The following is a 15,649-nucleotide window of genomic DNA, read 5'->3' on the forward strand; positions in this document are numbered from 1 at the left end:
ATGCACGCGCCGGGGGGACGCGGTAAGCTTGGTGTCGGGTCCGTCCCTAGAATTTCTTCGGATTGCTTATATCAGCACGTCATGATACATAACGATCCGGTCACGGCACGATTGCCGAATCACCCCCAGAGGAGAAGCACAACCATGAAGGCGTACCAACACATCCTGGCAGCGGGTCTGCTGGGCGCGGCCACGCTGGCGCAGGCGCAGGTGGACCAGGTCAAGGTCTGGGCAGCGGCCTGTGCCAACTGCCACGGCACCAACGGCCACGCGCAACCCGGCATGGAGGCGCTGGCCGGCAAGGACAAGGACGAGATGCTGCAAAAGCTGCTCGACTTCAAGAACGGCCGCAAGCCCGCCACGCTGATGCACCAGCTCGCCAAGGGCTACACCGATGACGAGCTGCGGGCCATCTCGGCCTATTTCGCGGCCCAGAAAAAGCAATGAGCCGAGCGGAGGAACCCACCATGCAACGTCGTCAATTCGTCCACAGCGTCGCGGCCGGCTCCGCGCTCGGCTCGCTCGGTCTCCTCGGCGGTTGCGCCACCCCCGGTGGTGGCAGCGGGCCGCACGTCGTCGTCATCGGCGGCGGCTACGGCGGCGCGACCGCGGCCAAATACCTGCGCATGTTCTCCGAGGGCAAGGTGCGGGTCACGCTGGTCGAGCCCAACGCCAGCTTCGTCTCGTGCCCCATCTCCAACCTGGTCATCGGCGGCCTCAAGCAGATGTCCGACATCACGGTGCCGTACGACAACCTGGAAAAGCGGCACGGCGTGCGCATCGTCCGCGACCGCGCCACGGCCATCGACCCGGACAAGCGCGTGGTCAAACTGGCCGGGGGCAGCGATCTGAGCTACGACCGCCTGATCGTCTCGCCGGGCATCGACTTCATGTGGGAGACGCTGCCCGGCATGGCCAAGCCCGGCGCACAGGACAAGGTGCTGCACGCCTGGAAAGCCGGCCCGCAGACGGTGGCGCTGCGCAAGCAGCTCGAGGCCATGCCCGATGGCGGCGTGTACGCGCTGTCCATCCCGCTGGCGCCGTACCGCTGCCCGCCCGGCCCCTACGAGCGCGCCTGCATGGTCGCGCACTACTTCAAGAAGGCCAAGCCCAAGAGCAAGGTCATCGTCTTCGACGCCAACGACGACGTCACCTCCAAGCCGGCGCTGTTCAAAAAGGCCTGGGACGAGCACTACAAGGGCATTTTGGAGTACCGCCCCAAGCACCGCGTGGTGGACGTCGATGCGGCGACCAACACCCTGAAGTTCGAGTTCAACGACGACTTCAAGGGGGATGTGCTCAACGTCGTACCCAACATGCGCGCGGGCGACATCGCCGCGCAGGCGGGGCTGGCCACGGCCAACAAACGCTGGTGCGACGTGGACTTCCTGACCTTCGAGTCCAAGGCGGTCAAGAATGTGCACGTGCTGGGCGACGCCATCCAGATCGCCCCGGCCATGCCCAAGTCCGGCCACATGGCCAACCAGCATGGCAAGACCTGCGCGGCAGCCATCGTCAACCTGCTGATGGGCAAAGAGCCGCCGGCCACGCCGCTGTACGCCAACACCTGCTACAGCTTCGTCACCGACGAGGACGTGGTGCACGTCGCCAGCGTGCACCGCTACGACCCCGAGAAGAAGACCATGCTGACAGTGCCCGGCTCCGGTGGTGTGTCGGCGCGCGCCAGCGAGCTGGAAGGCCGCTACGCGCTCGCCTGGGCACGCAACATCTGGGCGGACACGCTGGCCTGACGACGGATCGGCCGCGCGCGCCGGGGGAGCATTCCCGGCGCGCGCGGTCGGCACCGCGGCCACCACAAGGTCGCGACACGCTCAACGCTCGCTGCATCCGCATTCCCTGGAATGAAACCTCCTGCGCCATGACACCTTCCTCCCGCTCGATCGCTCCGATGCGCGCCCTGGCCCTGGCGGCCGGCCTGCTCGCCGTCACCACCGGCGCACTCGCCCAGGCCGACGAGGCCCGCGCACGCAAGATTGCCAACGGCGTGTGCGCGATGTGCCACGGCGATCAGGGCGAATCCACCAGCGAAATCTTCCCGCGCCTGGCCGGACAGCACACCGAGTACATCGTCAAGCAGCTCAAGGCTTTCAAAAGCGGTGAGCGCAAGAGCACGGCCATGGCCGAGATGGTGGCCAAGCTGACCGACGACGAGATGGTGGCCCTGGGCCGCTATTACGAAAAACTGCCCGCCCAGCGCGAAAACGTCAAGGACACGGGCCTGGCGGCAGTCGGCGCTTACGTGTACCAGAACGGCAACAAGTTCAGCGGCGTGCCGGCCTGCGCCAGCTGCCACGGCCCGGACGCCCATGGGGCGACCAACCTGCCACGGCTGGCGGGGCAGTTCTCGGGCTACCTGTTCACCCAGCTCAAGCAATTCAACAAACGCCAGCGCACCAACGACAACGTCGTGATGCACACCGTCGCCGAGAAGATGACCGAGCTGGAAATGGCCGCGGTGGCGGAGTACCTCAGCACCAAGTGAGGCCGCCCCGGCAGCGGCAGGCCCAACCGCCGGCGCTCACGCGAGCGGGGGCCGAACGGCCCGCGATCAGGGCTGACCGTGCAGCCGGGCGTGGATGCGCCGCGTCATGCGCCACACGCCCCACAGCACCACGGGCATCAACGCGCCGGCGGTCAGTTCCGGGTGCAGGGGGAGGCCCGCCGATTTCAGGGCCTTGGCCCCGTACAGCACCAGGCTGATCACGTAGTACGAGATCGCCGCGATCGACAGCCCCTCCACCGTGGTCTGGAGTTGCAGTTGCAGTTCCTGCCCACGGGTCAGCTTCTCGAGCAACTGGCGGTTTTGCTCCTCGCGGGCGATGTCCACCTGGGTACGCAACAAGGCGCTGGTTCGGGCGATGCGCTCGGAAAGCGCGACCAACCGCTGCTCGGTGGAGGCGACGGTGGCGATGGCTGGTGCCAGACGGCGCTGCATGAATTCGCTGATGGTTTGGGTGCCCGGGATGGCCCGCTCGCGCAACTCCGCGATGCGCTGCGACACGATGCGGTCATATGCCCGCGTGGCGGCAAAGCGGTAGCCGTTTTCGGCGATGGCGCGCTCGATGCCCGCGGCCAGCCCCACCAGATCGTCCAGCAGCGCCTGGTCGGAACTGGCTTTGGCCTCCATCTCCGCGGTCAGGCGCGCCAGGCGCCGCTCGGCGTCGGCCAGCGGCCCGCCCAGCGCCTTGGCCACCGGCAAGCCCAGCAGCGCCATCATGCGGTAGGTCTCGAACTCCAGCAGCCGGGCCGAGATGCGGCCCGCGCGGGTCTCGCTGGTGCCGGGCGGGGCCACGACCAGCATCCGCTCGAATCCGGAGGGGCGCAAGCGAAAATCCGTCACCACCATCGAATGCCCCTGCTGACCCAACAGCGACGCCACCACCGGCTGATCGCCGAACCAGTGGCGCGCGCGCGCCAGCACGGCCGCCGGCTCCGACAGATCGCCGGTGACCATCGCCAGCTTGATCGCGCAAATGGTGCGCCCGGGGATCCCCGCCAGCCATTCGGGCGACACCATCAGATGGGGCAGCAACTCCGGCTCGGAGGCGTCCAGCCCCACCGCCGGCGGCAGCGGCTGCACCAGCGAATACCGGGTGAACTCGGTGTGCCGCTCCCATTTGACGGTGAAACCGGGGGGGCAGCGCAGGCGCCGAAAATTGCCTTGCAGGTCGGCTTCGGTCAGGCCGTCCTGGCCCGGCAAGCGGCGCAGATGGGCCAGCTCCTGCGCCCGATCCACCCCGTCGTGCACGACGGCGACATAGACCACGAGCGCCGGCATGCGGATGCGCGCGGGCGGACGGGCATGCACCTCGTCGTGCAGCACGCGGCGGCGCGGATCTTCGGCGGGGAGTGTGGCGGGGATACCCCCCGCGGCATCGGCGTCCATCATAAGCGTGAACATAGCACAGCGGGGCGCCATGCAAGGTGTGGGTTTTGTGCCAAATGGCGCGCGACGACGCCCGAACGGTATCGCCACGCGCGGCGATCTGGTGGATACTGCGGCGATCGTCACCCCCGTGGTCTGTCCCACGCCGGTCCGCTTTCAGGGAATATGCGCTTGCGATCCACGGCCTTGTCGCAGCTGGGCTGCGCCGTCGTCGCCCCAGGGAGGGGATGCCCCCCGACGCCGAAGCGCTCGGCTGCGTTCGGCTGGCGTGGTGCAGCCTTGATGCTGGCGATCGCGTGGCAGGGGCTGGCGTGGCCGGTGTCGGCGCAAACCTTGCCGAGCCTGCTGCAACAGCACACCGTGCCCATGTGGCTGATCGATCCGGCGGATGGCACCATCGTCGAGGCCAACGCGGCGGCGGCGGCGTTCTACGGCTACCCGGCCTTGCGCTCCCCCGGCGGCATGAACATCCGCCAGATCAACCAGTTGCCGGAAGCCGACGTGCGCGCCGAAATGGAGCGCGCGCGCCGCGAGGGCCGGGGCTACTACCTGTTTCCGCACCGGCTCGCGTCGGGGCAGATCGTCACGGTCGAGGTCCACAGCGCGCCCATGACGATCGACGGCCGCACGCTGCTGCTGTCGGTGCTGTTGCCCGAAAGCCGCAGCGTCACGCTGCAGCAGGAGCTGCAACGCTACCAGAACCGGCTGGAAGCCCTGGTGGCCGAGCGCACCGAAGAAGCGGTGCGCGCGCAGACCGAGCGGACCCGCACGCTGGCCTGGGCGCTGGCCGGCGCGGTGGCCGCCATCGTCGCCCTGGCCGTGGCGCTGGTGCTGCTGCGGCGCAGCGCGCGCCGCGTGCGGGATCTGGCCGACGAACTGGAAGATACCTTGCAGGGCGCGCGGCTGGGGCGGCTGCGCTGGGACCTGGTGCATGGCACCATCACCCCGTGCCCGCGGCTGCGCCGGTTGATCGGGCTGGACGAGCACGGTCAAGGCAGCATCCCGACCACGACCTGGATGCAGTGGGTGCACCCCAAAGACGCCGCGCAGGCCCAAAGCGCCCTGCAGGCCCACCTGAAGGGCCAGAGCGACGCGGCCGATCTGCGCTTTCGCCTGCAGCACCGCGATGGGCGCTGGATTTGGCTGCAGGCCTGGGGCCGCGTCGTGGCGCGCGACCCCGCCACGGGACGCGCCACCGTGATGGCCGGCATTTTGCGCGATGTGAGCGACGAGGTCGCGCTGGAGCAGTCGCGCGCCATCGCGGCGAGCGTGTTCAACGATGCCGGCGAGGCCATCGTCGTCACCGACGAACGCGGTGCCGTCCTGGACGCCAACGCCGCCATGCTGCAGATGAGCGGCTATACGCGGGACGAGCTGATCGGCCGCGCCAACCTGCCCTGGCGGCCGGCGGACCGGCACGGGATGCCCGACTGGCACCGGCTGCGCCGCGTTTTGCTGCGGGAAGGCCGCTGGCGGGGCGAGGCCTGGTGGCGTCGCCGCGACGGCACCGAATTCCCGGTGGTGGAGGCGATTTCGGCCGTACGCGACGACCGCGGACAGATCATCCGCTATGTGGCCGTGGCGCAGGACATCACCGAGCTCAAAGCGCAGCAGACCGCCCTGGAGCGGCAAGCCTATTACGACCTGCTCACGGGGCTGCCCAACCGCGTGCTGCTGGCCGACCGTCTGGACCTGGCCATCGCCAGCGCCCGGCGCCACCAGCGGCGGGTGGCGGTGGCGTATCTGGATCTGGACGGCTTCAAATACGTCAACGACTCCCACGGTCACCGCCAGGGCGACTGGATCCTGCGCCTCGTGGCCCAGCGATTACAAGGGGCGCTGCGCGAGGGCGATACGCTGGCGCGGGTGGGGGGCGACGAGTTCGTCGCCGTGCTGTGCGACCTGGACGACAGCGAGCGCTGGACCGCCGTCATCGACCGGCTGCTGGGGGCGAGTGCCGAGCCCATCGAATGCGACGGGACACTCGTGCAGTTGAGCACCAGCATCGGCGTCACGCTGTACCCGGACGACGGCGCCGATGCCGAGGTGCTGCTGCGCCATGCCGATCAGGCCCTGTACCGCGCCAAGCGCGACGGCAAAAACCGCTGGTATCTGTTCGACCCGCAGGAAGACCGCGCCGCGGCAGCCCACGCCGAGCGCATGGCGGATGTGCGGCGCGCCCTGGCCAGCGAGGGCGAGTTCCGCCTGTACCTGCAACCGCAAGTCCGCCTGGTCGATGGCGCCATCGAGGGGGCCGAGGCCCTGTTGCGCTGGCAGCATCCGCAGCGGGGATTGCTGGCGCCGGCCGCCTTTCTGCCCGCGATCGAGCACGACGACACCATGATCGCGCTGGGCGACTGGGTGCTGGACGAGGCCATGCGCCAGCTCCAGCGCTGGCACGATGCGGGGCAGTCGGGCTGGACGCTGTCCGTCAACATCGCCGCGCGCCAGTTGCGCGATCCGGCCTTTGCGGACCGGCTGGCCCAGCGCCTGGCGCGCCACCCGCAGGTGGACCCGAGCCGGCTGGAGCTCGAAATCGTCGAATCCAGCGCGCTGGACGGCATCGCCGAGCTGGAGCGCCTGCTCGAGCGCTGCCGCGCGCTGGGCGTCGCCGTGGCGATCGACGACTTCGGCACGGGCTACTCGTCGCTCGCCTACCTCAAGCGGCTGCCCGCCAGCGTGGTCAAGATCGATCAATCCTTCGTGCGCGACATGTTCGACGACCCGAGCGATCTGCGCATCATCGAAGGCGTGGTCGCGCTGGGCCAGGCGTTCGGCCTGCGCGTGGTCGCCGAAGGCGTGGAGACGCTGCACCACGGCGAGCTGCTGCTGCGGCTGGGCGCGCAGTCGGCGCAGGGCTACGGCATCGCGCGGCCCATGCCCGCCGACCAATGGGCCGACTGGGCCGCGGCTTGGCAGCCGCCGGATTCGTGGATGCGCTGGCGCACGCTCGTGCATTCGCCCTGGTCGCGGATGCTGGCGCGGCTGGAGGTGGAACACCGGGCCGTGCTCACGGGGCTGGCGACGCGGCGGGTGACGCCGCCCCCCTCCGGCGACTGCCCGCTGCAGACGCTGCTGGCCGAGTCGCTGCCGGCCCCTGCGCGCCATTGGCCCGAGTACGCGGCGCTGCAGCGGGCGCACGAGGCCTTTCATGCAGCCGCGCGTCGGTGGTGGGAGCACGCGCCGGAGACCGACCCGCAACAGGACCCGGCCATCCTCCAAGCCCATGGCACGCTGCTCGGCGCGCTGCACCGGCTGCTGGACCGGCTGTGTGCGGTGGACGCAGCGCAATCCGTGCCGTCCGAGCCACCCGTCATCGTCCTGGACGACGGCGAGCAGCCCACGCACACCGCGGCGGCTTAATCCCCCCTCCGCCCGCGCTACGATCGGCGCATGAGCGCGCCGATACCCCCCTCCCCCTGGCACACCTGGCTGCCCATGCTGCGGTGGGTGCGCCACTACCGGCGCGACCACGCCACGGCGGACGGGGTGGCGGCCGTGGTGGTGACGCTGATGCTGGTGCCGCAGAGCCTGGCCTACGCCCAGCTCGCGGGCATGCCGCCCGAGGCTGGGCTGTACGCCAGCATCCTGCCCCTGGTCGTGTATGCGGTGCTCGGCACCAGCTCGGCCCTGGCGGTGGGGCCGGCCGCGGTGACGTCCCTGATGACGGCCGCCGCGGCCGGGGCGCTGGCCCCCGAGGGCACGTCCGCCTACGGTTGGGCCGTCTGGTGGCTGGCGGCCCTCAGCGGCGCGATCTCGCTGCTGCTGGGGGTGTTGCGGCTGGGTGTATTGGCCCACTTTCTCAGCCATCCGGTGCTGCACGGTTTCGTTTCGGCCTCCGGCATCCTGATCGCCGCCAGCCAACTCAAGCACCTGCTGGGCGTGCCCCTGAGCGGGACCACCCTGCCCGCGCTGCTGGTGCAGGGCTGGCACACCGTGGGGGGAACACACGGGCCCACCCTGCTGATCGGGGCAGGCACGTTGGCAGTCCTGCTCGCCGCGCGGCGGGGCTTGCGGCCGGGCCTGCGCCGCCTCGGGTGGTCCGCCACCGCGGCGGACGTGGCCGCCAAAGCCGCGCCGGTCGCCATCCTGGCGGCGGTGACCGCCGTGTGCGCGGCAGCCGACGCGGCATCCCACGGGGTTCGGGTGGTCGGCGCGGTCCCGGCGGGGCTGCCCGCTTTCACCTGGCCCGGCCTCGGGGACGGCGGCTGGGCCGGGCTGGAGCCGCTGCTGCTGCCGGCCTTCCTGCTGGCCATCGTGGGGTTCGTGGAGTCGGTATCGGTCGGTCAGTCGTTGGCCGCGCGGCGCCGCGAGCGCATCGACCCCGACGCGGAGCTGCGCGCACTGGGCGCCGGCAATCTGGCGGCCGCCGTCAGCGGGGGGTTTCCGGTCACGGGCGGGTTTGCGCGGTCGGTCGTCAACTTCGAGGCGGGGGCCCGCACGCCGGCCGCTGGGCTGTACACCGCGGTCGGGCTGGCGGGCGTAGCGGCCTTTTTGACGCCGGCGCTGCACCATTTACCCCAGGCCGCACTGGCCGCCACGATCATGGTCGCCGTGCTGACCCTGGTGGATTTGCCGGCCTTCGCGCGCATCTGGCGCTACTCGCGCAGCGACTTTGCGGCCATGGCCCTGACCGCCGCGCTCACCCTCACCGTCGGGGTGGAGGCCGGGCTGGGGGCCGGTGTGCTGGCGTCGATTGCCCTGCTGCTGTACCGCAACAGCCGGCCGCACATCGCGGTGGTGGGTCGCATTCCGGGGACGGAACACTTCCGCAACGTCGAGCGCCACGCGGTGGAGACCGTGCCACACGTGCTCGGCCTGCGGGTGGACGAGAGTCTGACCTTTGCCAACGCGCGTTTTCTGGAGGATTATGTGGCGGCGCAAGTCGCCGCGCGCCCGGCGGTGCGCGACGTCGTGCTGCAGTGCTCCGCGATCAACGAGATCGACGCCAGCGCACTCGAAAGCCTGCAGACCATCCAGGAGCGGCTGGCGCAGGCCGGCATCCGGCTGCACCTGTCCGAGGTCAAGGGCCCGGTGATGGACCGGCTGCAGCGCGCCGGGCTGCCCGCCTGGCTGAGCGGCCAGGTGTTCCTGAGCCACCACCAGGCCATCGAAACGCTCGCTCCCAGCAGCCCCCGCAGCGTCACCCCCGATTGACCGGCACGGGGCACCCGCACAAAGTATCCGCCCAAAAGACAACCCCGCCGGGTCGTGCCGACCGGGCGGGGTGGACGGGGAACCGGGTCCGACCCGGGATGGGACGCTTACGCGCCCAGCTTCTCCTTGATGCGGGCGGACTTGCCGGTGCGGCCGCGCAGGTAGTAGAGCTTGGCACGGCGCACATCGCCGCGGCGCTTGACCTCGATGCTGGCGATCAGCGGGCTGTACAGCGGGAAGGTCCGCTCGACGCCTTCGCCGTTGGAGATCTTGCGCACGATGAAGCTGGAGTTCAGGCCCCGGTTGCGCTTGGCGATCACGACACCTTCGTAGGCCTGGACGCGCTTCTTGTTGCCTTCGATCACGTTGACGTTGACGATCACCGTGTCGCCGGGCGCGAAGGCGGGGATGTTCTTGTTCAGGCGAGCAATTTCTTCCTGCTCGAGGATCTGGATCAGGTTCATGGTCACATCCACGATCATGACCGCGCTGCGATGTTGCACGGAGCCGCGCCCTTGCGCCGGCCCCGCCCAGGGCCGTACCCCGAAGCCGGACAGAGGATCAAAGCCTATTATTGTAACCTGCTTCGCGCAGCGCTTGCTCGTCGGCGGGCCTCAGCCGCCCCTCGGCACGCGCGCGCGCCAGCACGTCCGGCCGCCAGCGCGCCGTCGCCTGCACCCGCTGGGCGCGGCGCCACGCCTCGATCTGGGCATGGTGGCCGGAGAGCAACACGGGCGGCACGGTCATCGGCCCCGCCGGGCCCTGCCAGACCTCCGGCCGGGTGTAATGCGGGCAATCGAGCAGGCCGTCCACGACGGGGTTGAAGCTGTCCTGCTCGGCGCTGGCCTGATCGCCCAGCACCCCGGGCTGCAGCCGCGCCACCGCGTCCAGCAGCGCCACGGCCGCGATCTCGCCGCCCGACAGGACAAAGTCGCCCAGGCTGATCTGCGCATCCACACACGCATCGACGAAGCGCTGGTCCACCCCCTCGTAGCGGCCGCACAGCAGGATCGCACCGGGTGCGGCCGGCTGCGCATAGCGGGCCACCACGTCGTGGGACAAGCGCTCGCCCGCGGGCGAGAACAGCACGGTCGGCACATCCACGGCCGCGCCCGGCGGGCGACACGCGGGCAGCCCGCGGTCGAGGCGGATGGCCTGCCAGCAGCGGTACAGCGGCTCGGCCAGCATCACCATGCCCGGCCCACCGCCAAACGGGCGGTCGTCCACACGCCGGTAGTGGCCGTCGGCAAAATCGCGCAAGGGCCACAGCCGCACCTGCACCGCCCCGGTGAAGGCGCGGCGCACCACACCGACCGACAGGTAGGGCTCGATCAGCTCGGGGAACAGGGTGATGACGTCGAAGCGCATGGCGCCCGCGCGGCCGCGGTCAGTAATCGGGCTGCCAATCCACGGTGATGCGGCGCGCGGCCAGATCCACCGCGTCCACATAGGCGCTCACGAAGGGGATGAGGCGCTCGACCGCCTGCTCGCCGGTGCCGTCGCGCAGGCACAGCACGGCGTGCGGCCCCGTGGGCAGCAGGTCTTCGACGACACCCAGGACGACCCCCTCGCGGTTGACCACCGACAGGCCGATCAGATCGACCCAATAGAACTCGTCGGGATCGTCGGTGGGCGGGAAGTCGGCCCGCGCGATGTGGATGCGGGCGCCGCGCAGGCGCTCGGCCAGTCCGCGGTCATCGACCCCGTCGAAATGCGCCACCACGGCGTCGCCGTGCCAGCGCGCTTCGACCACCGCCACCGCGACGGTGCCCTGGAAGGCATCGAAGGCGCGTGCGCGCGGCGAGCGGCTGGCCAAAGGGGGCTGCAAATACCAGCGGCGCGCATGCAGCAAGGCGTCGCCGCTTTGGCTCAGGCCGTGTACGCGGACCCAGCCGCGCACACCCCAGGCCTCTTGCACATGGCCGATCTCGACCGCATCGGCGGGCAGCTCGGCCACCTGCCAGGGCAAAGACTCGGCCATGCGACGGGCGGGATCAGGCCGCGGCGGCCTCGGCCGGCACGACCTTGGGGGCCTGCTTGATCAGGCGGGCGACGGTCTCGGACGGCTGCGCGCCGACGCCGAGCCAGTAGGTCAGGCGGTCCTGGGCGATGTTGAGCGGCACGTCGTTGCCGCGGGCGATGGGGTTGTAAAAGCCGATGCGCTCGATGAAGCGGCCGTCGCGGCGGCTGCGCTTGTCGGCGACGACGATGTGGTAGAACGGGCGGGCCTTCGAGCCGCCACGGGCGAGTCGGATCACGACCATGGTTTATCCTTGCGAACTGTTCGACGAGACGGTGGAGGCAACGCCTGAGACACGACGACTGGCCACCCGGCCAGCGAAACGTTGCAAACCCGCCATTATAGCCAGCGACCCGTGAACACCCCCCTGATCCGCCCGAGCCACGAGAACGACCTGCCCGCCATCGCCCGCATCTACGGCCACCATGTGCTGCACGGCACGGGAACGTTCGAGACCGATCCCCCCAGCACCGCCGACATGGGCGCCCGCCGCGCCGACGTGCTGGCCAAGGGCTTGCCCTGGCTGGTTGCCGAGCTGCAGGGCGAGGTGGTGGGCTTTGCCTATGGCAACTGGTTCAAGCCGCGGCCGGCGTACCGCTTTTCGGTGGAGGACTCGATCTACGTCGCGCACGATGCCGTGGGCCGGGGGCTGGGCCGCGCGCTGCTGGCCGAATTGCTGGCGCAGCTCGAGACGCGGGGCATCCGCAAGGTGATGGCGGTGATCGGCGACTCGGCCAACACCGGCTCCATCGGGCTGCACACCGCCCTGGGCTTCGAGCGGGTGGGTGTGGTGCGCTCCTGCGGCTGGAAGTTCGGCCGCTGGCTCGACATCGTGCTGATGGAAAAGTCCCTGGGCTGGGGCGACCGCACCCCGCCCATCGAAAGCTGACGCCCCATGGTTGCCGACACCCGTCCCGCCCCCCGCCCCCGCAACAAAACCGTCGCCGCCTGGCTCGCCCTGGTGGGCGGGGGCTTTGGCTGGCACCGGTTTTATCTGCACGGATTCGGCGATGTGTGGGGCTGGGCCCACGCCATCCCAACCGCACTGGGGCTGTGGGGGGTGGATCGCGTGCTGACCTACGGGCAGGACGACCAACTGTCGTGGGTGCTGCTGCCCTTCCTGGGTATCGGCCTGGTGGCCGCGTGTCTGACGGCCATCGTGTATGCGCTGCAGCCGCCGCAGCGTTGGAATGCGCGCCACAACCCGGCCGGGCCGGCCGACGCCCGCGCCGGCGACACGAACTGGCTGACCGTCATCGCCGTGGTGCTGTCGCTGATGGTGGGCGCCACCGCGCTGATGGCGGGCCTGGCGTTCAGCTTCCAGCGCTACTTCGAGTACCAGATCGAGGAAGGCCTGCGCATCAGCCAGTGAGCTGAGCCATCACCAGCATCCAGCCACTCAAGGTGAGCATCCCCAGCGCGGTGGACAGCCCCGTGGCGGCGGTCACCTCGGTCTGCGCCACGCGGTAGCGCTGCGCGAACAAAAAGACATTGGCGCCAATGGGCACGCCGGCGGCGACCACCAGCACCGTCAACGGCAAGCCGCGCAGCCCCCACAACCACGCAGAGGCGGCGACCAGCACCGGCATGACCAGGTTTTTGGCCAGGGCGACGGACAGCGCCTCGCGCCAGTGGCCGCGCCAGGGCGTGCGGGCCAGGCTCACGCCCACCAGCACCAGGGCCAACGGCCCGAAGGCCTGACCGAGCAGATGCAAGGGCTTGTCCACCACGGCAGGCAAGGTCGCCCCCGACAGCCCCCACAACAGCCCACAGGCAATCGGCAAGGGGATGGGGTGGATGACCGATCCGCGCACTGCCGACAGGGCCGTGCGCCACAGCCGCCCGGGCGGCATCGGCCCGCCCTGCGCGCGGCTGCGGGCATCGGCCAGCTCCAGGGCCACCGAGGCGATCGTCAACAGGATGAGGGCATGCACGGCGATCAGCGTCAGCAGCGTGACCACGCCTGCCTGCCCGTAGGCCAGGCCGATCAGGGCGATGCCGATCATGACCAGATTGGAAAACGTCCCGCCCAGCGCGAGCACGATACCGCGGGGGTGGAACCCATGCCACGCGATCTGCAGGGCAAACCAAGGGAGCGTGGCGCTGAAGTAGGCCGCCACGGGGCGCCAGTCCAGCGTCTCCAGCCGGACCTGGGCCATGGTGCGAAACAGCAGTGCCGGGATGAGCAGCAGGAAGACCAGGTTGGACAAATCCTGGACGGCCCCCGCCCCGACCCAGCCGCGCCGGCCCGCGACCACACCCGCGGCAATCAGCAGGAACACGGGGGCCAGGGACTGGAAGACGGGATGGTCGGCGACACTCACGCCCCCAGTGTAGTGAGCGCGCGCGCCGGCGGCTGGCGCCTGCGCGACCCCGCCGGCGGGGCCCAATCGCGCCCAATGAGCGCGGTCAGGCCCGGTCGGGCTTGAGGTGCTGCGCAAAGGCGCGGCGCAGCTTGGCCACCTTGGGCGCGGCCACAGCCAGGCAGTAGCCATGGTACGGATGGCGCGCGAAGAAGTCCTGGTGCTCGGCTTCGGCCGGCCAGTAGTGGCGCAACGGCTCCACCTCGGTCACGATGGGGGCGCCGAAGGCGCGCTGCGCCTGCAGCTCGGCGATCAGCGCACGGGCCACCTCCGCCTGCTCGGGCGTGGTCCAGTAGATGCCGCTGCGGTACTGCGTGCCGACGTCGGCGCCCTGCCGGTTGGGCGTGGTGGGGTCGTGGGTGGCAAAAAAGATGGTGAGCAGATCGCGCACGCCGATCACCGCCGGGTCGTAGACCAGCTTGACGACCTCGGCGCAGCCGGTGGCGCCGGTGCAGACGTCCTCGTACGTCGGCCGCTCGGCCTGTCCGTTGCTGTAGCCGGATTCCACGTCCAGCACGCCGCGCACCTGTTCGAACACGGCCTCGGTGCACCAAAAACACCCACCGGCCAGGACCAAAGTCTCCGTCGTCATGGCGCAGATTCTGCTACGGTCGCGGATACTATGACTCTATCGCTGGATTTTTTGGCCCTGCCGCTGTTGACGGCCTCGGCCCTGTTGCTGTTGAGCCTGGTGGCCGGGCTGTTTTCGGCGCGGCTGGGCTTTTCGTTCTTGCTGGTGTTTCTGGTCGCGGGCATGCTGCTGGGCGAGGACGGGCCCGGCGGCGTGGTGTTCGAGGATTTTCGGCTGGCGTTTTGGGTGGGCAACGTGGCGCTGGCCGTCATCCTGCTGGACGGGGGGCTGCGCACGCGCTATGCGACATTTCGCACGGGTCTGCGCCCGTCGCTGCTGCTGGCCACGGCCGGCGTGGCCGTCAGCGCCGCGCTGACCGGTCTGGGGGCCTGGCTGCTGCTCGACCTGGACTGGCGGCTCGCGCTGCTGCTGGGCGCCATCGTGGGCTCCACGGACGCCGCGGCCGTCTTCTCGCTGCTGCAGACGTCGGGGGTGCGGCTCAATGAACGCGTGGCCTCGACACTGGAAATCGAGTCGGGTCTGAACGACCCGATGGCCGTGTTTCTGACCCTGGCGCTGATCGGGCTGGCCATGGCGCCGGACACCGGGGCCGCCCGCCTGGGCTGGGCGCCGCTGCTGGCGCTGGTGCAGCAGTTTGGTTGGGGCTTGGTGCTGGGCGGTGGCCTGGGCTGGGCGCTGGCGGACGGCCTGCGGCTGCTGGCCCGGCTCACCCGGCCCGGCAGCGGGGTACGCGCCCTGCTGCTGCTGTCGGCGGGGATGGCGGTGTTCGCGTTGACGACCTGGGTCGGCGGCTCGGGGTTCCTCGCGGTCTACATCTTCGGGCTGGTGGTGGGCAACCGCGCCCGCGGCTCGGTGGCGCCGGCGCTGCAGGCCATGGATGGCTACGCCTGGATGGCGCAGGCGGGTATGTTCCTGCTGCTGGGCCTGCTGGTCACCCCGACCGAGGCGCTGCGCACCCTGCTGCCAGCGCTGGGCGTCGCGGCAGTGCTGATGCTGGTGGCCCGGCCGCTGGCCGTGTGGCTGTGCCTGCTGCCCTTTCGCTTTCCCCCGCGGGAGGTGGCGTTCATCGCCTGGGTGGGCCTGCGCGGGGCGGTGCCCATCGTGCTGGCGGTGTTCCCCCTGATGGCGGGGGTGGACGGGGCCAAGACCTTCTTCAACGTCGCCTTCGTGGTGGTGCTGGCGTCGCTGCTGCTGCAGGGCACCACCCTGCCCTGGGCCGCGCGGCGCACCGGCGTCGCGCTGCCGGACCGCGACGATCCGGTCGCCGCCCGGCAGGTGTACGGCGATTTCGAGGTGCCGGCGAACACCCCCATGGCGGCCCTGTGCCGCTTCTACGGCTGGCCGCCGGTGGAGGACGAACAGCTCACCGTGGGCGAGTGGTTTGACCGCGCCTGTGAACACGCGCCGGTCGAGGGCGATCAACGGCGCTGGGGGCCGGCCGAGCTGAGCGTGCGCCGCGTACAGGGCGGCACCATCGAGCGCATCGGCATTCGTCTGGAGGACACGGGGGACGCGGGCGGGGGCGGCGACGAGGGTGGGCGGGACGCGACACCCTGACGGACCTCGCTTTTACTTGACACCTGAAATATTTGTCGTTTGTCGCAAAAAAC

15 protein-coding genes are annotated in these 15,649 nt (G+C 70.3%); 8 read left to right on the forward strand and 7 right to left on the reverse strand.

The window, feature by feature from the left end:
- The first annotated feature begins 144 nt into the window (after positions 1 to 144).
- The 3 genes from A9O67_RS11420 to A9O67_RS11430 all read left to right on the forward strand — a co-directional run bounded on the left by A9O67_RS11420 (position 145) and on the right by A9O67_RS11430 (position 2,503).
- Positions 145 to 447 carry a c-type cytochrome gene (locus A9O67_RS11420; RefSeq protein ID WP_068610387.1) on the forward strand — a complete coding sequence of 101 codons (303 nt, stop codon included), beginning with the start codon at positions 145 to 147 and terminating at the stop codon, positions 445 to 447.
- A gap of 20 nt (positions 448 to 467) precedes the next feature.
- Positions 468 to 1,751 carry an NAD(P)/FAD-dependent oxidoreductase gene (locus A9O67_RS11425; RefSeq protein ID WP_068610668.1) on the forward strand — a complete coding sequence of 428 codons (1,284 nt, stop codon included), beginning with the start codon at positions 468 to 470 and terminating at the stop codon, positions 1,749 to 1,751.
- A gap of 128 nt (positions 1,752 to 1,879) precedes the next feature.
- Positions 1,880 to 2,503, forward strand: a complete 624-nt coding sequence (locus tag A9O67_RS11430; RefSeq protein WP_231960333.1) for a c-type cytochrome — start codon at positions 1,880 to 1,882, stop codon at positions 2,501 to 2,503.
- A 66-nt stretch (positions 2,504 to 2,569) separates the two neighbouring features.
- Here the strand turns inward: A9O67_RS11430 and A9O67_RS11435 are convergent, their stop codons facing one another.
- Positions 2,570 to 3,922 (reverse strand): DUF3422 family protein, encoded by a 1,353-nt coding sequence (locus tag A9O67_RS11435; protein ID WP_231960334.1) that lies wholly within the window; start codon positions 3,920 to 3,922, stop codon positions 2,570 to 2,572.
- A gap of 267 nt (positions 3,923 to 4,189) precedes the next feature.
- Here A9O67_RS11435 and A9O67_RS11440 point away from each other — a divergent pair, with 267 nt between their 5' ends.
- Positions 4,190 to 7,270, forward strand: a complete 3,081-nt coding sequence (locus tag A9O67_RS11440) for a sensor domain-containing protein (RefSeq protein WP_068610392.1) — start codon at positions 4,190 to 4,192, stop codon at positions 7,268 to 7,270.
- A 30-nt stretch (positions 7,271 to 7,300) separates the two neighbouring features.
- On the forward strand, positions 7,301 to 9,064 hold the full coding sequence (locus A9O67_RS11445; protein WP_068610394.1) for a SulP family inorganic anion transporter: 1,764 nt from the start codon (positions 7,301 to 7,303) through the stop codon (positions 9,062 to 9,064).
- 107 nt (positions 9,065 to 9,171) lie between these two features.
- Here A9O67_RS11445 and rplS read toward each other — a convergent pair whose 3' ends face one another.
- The 4 genes from rplS to rpsP form a co-directional block, all read right to left on the reverse strand.
- The gene (gene rplS, locus A9O67_RS11450; RefSeq protein ID WP_068610670.1) at positions 9,172 to 9,528 is read right to left on the reverse strand and encodes a 50S ribosomal protein L19; all 357 of its coding nucleotides are present in this window, start codon (positions 9,526 to 9,528) and stop codon (positions 9,172 to 9,174) included.
- A gap of 97 nt (positions 9,529 to 9,625) precedes the next feature.
- The gene (gene trmD, locus A9O67_RS11455; RefSeq protein WP_068610400.1) at positions 9,626 to 10,432 is read right to left on the reverse strand and encodes a tRNA (guanosine(37)-N1)-methyltransferase TrmD; all 807 of its coding nucleotides are present in this window, start codon (positions 10,430 to 10,432) and stop codon (positions 9,626 to 9,628) included.
- 19 nt (positions 10,433 to 10,451) lie between these two features.
- On the reverse strand, positions 10,452 to 11,045 hold the full coding sequence (rimM, locus tag A9O67_RS11460; RefSeq protein ID WP_068610402.1) for a ribosome maturation factor RimM: 594 nt from the start codon (positions 11,043 to 11,045) through the stop codon (positions 10,452 to 10,454).
- Positions 11,046 to 11,058: 13 nt separating this feature from the next.
- Positions 11,059 to 11,328: a 30S ribosomal protein S16 gene (rpsP, locus tag A9O67_RS11465; RefSeq protein ID WP_068610404.1), complete on the reverse strand. Its 270-nt coding sequence runs from the start codon at positions 11,326 to 11,328 to the stop codon at positions 11,059 to 11,061.
- Between the two features lie 111 nt (positions 11,329 to 11,439).
- Between rpsP and A9O67_RS11470 the strand changes: the two genes are divergently transcribed.
- The gene (locus A9O67_RS11470; RefSeq protein WP_068610406.1) at positions 11,440 to 11,973 is read left to right on the forward strand and encodes a GNAT family N-acetyltransferase; all 534 of its coding nucleotides are present in this window, start codon (positions 11,440 to 11,442) and stop codon (positions 11,971 to 11,973) included.
- A 6-nt stretch (positions 11,974 to 11,979) separates the two neighbouring features.
- Complete coding sequence (locus A9O67_RS11475) at positions 11,980 to 12,456, forward strand: TM2 domain-containing protein (RefSeq protein ID WP_068610408.1); 477 nt, start codon at positions 11,980 to 11,982, stop codon at positions 12,454 to 12,456.
- Here A9O67_RS11475 and A9O67_RS11480 read toward each other — a convergent pair.
- Together A9O67_RS11480 and msrA are read right to left on the reverse strand one after the other, a co-directional pair.
- Positions 12,446 to 13,408 carry an AEC family transporter gene (locus tag A9O67_RS11480; protein ID WP_068610672.1) on the reverse strand — a complete coding sequence of 321 codons (963 nt, stop codon included), beginning with the start codon at positions 13,406 to 13,408 and terminating at the stop codon, positions 12,446 to 12,448. The genes A9O67_RS11475 and A9O67_RS11480 overlap by 11 nt on opposite strands.
- Positions 13,409 to 13,493: 85 nt before the next feature.
- Positions 13,494 to 14,039, reverse strand: a complete 546-nt coding sequence (gene msrA / locus A9O67_RS11485) for a peptide-methionine (S)-S-oxide reductase MsrA (protein WP_068610410.1) — start codon at positions 14,037 to 14,039, stop codon at positions 13,494 to 13,496.
- 30 nt (positions 14,040 to 14,069) lie between these two features.
- On the opposite strand from msrA, the gene A9O67_RS11490 reads away from it, so the two are divergent.
- Positions 14,070 to 15,596 (forward strand): potassium/proton antiporter, encoded by a 1,527-nt coding sequence (locus A9O67_RS11490; protein WP_068610412.1) that lies wholly within the window; start codon positions 14,070 to 14,072, stop codon positions 15,594 to 15,596.
- The last annotated feature ends 53 nt before the right edge of the window (positions 15,597 to 15,649 follow it).

It is taken from the genome of Tepidimonas fonticaldi, from assembly GCF_001675355.1.
In the GTDB taxonomy this organism is placed as follows: Bacteria; Pseudomonadota; Gammaproteobacteria; order Burkholderiales; family Burkholderiaceae_C; genus Tepidimonas; species Tepidimonas fonticaldi.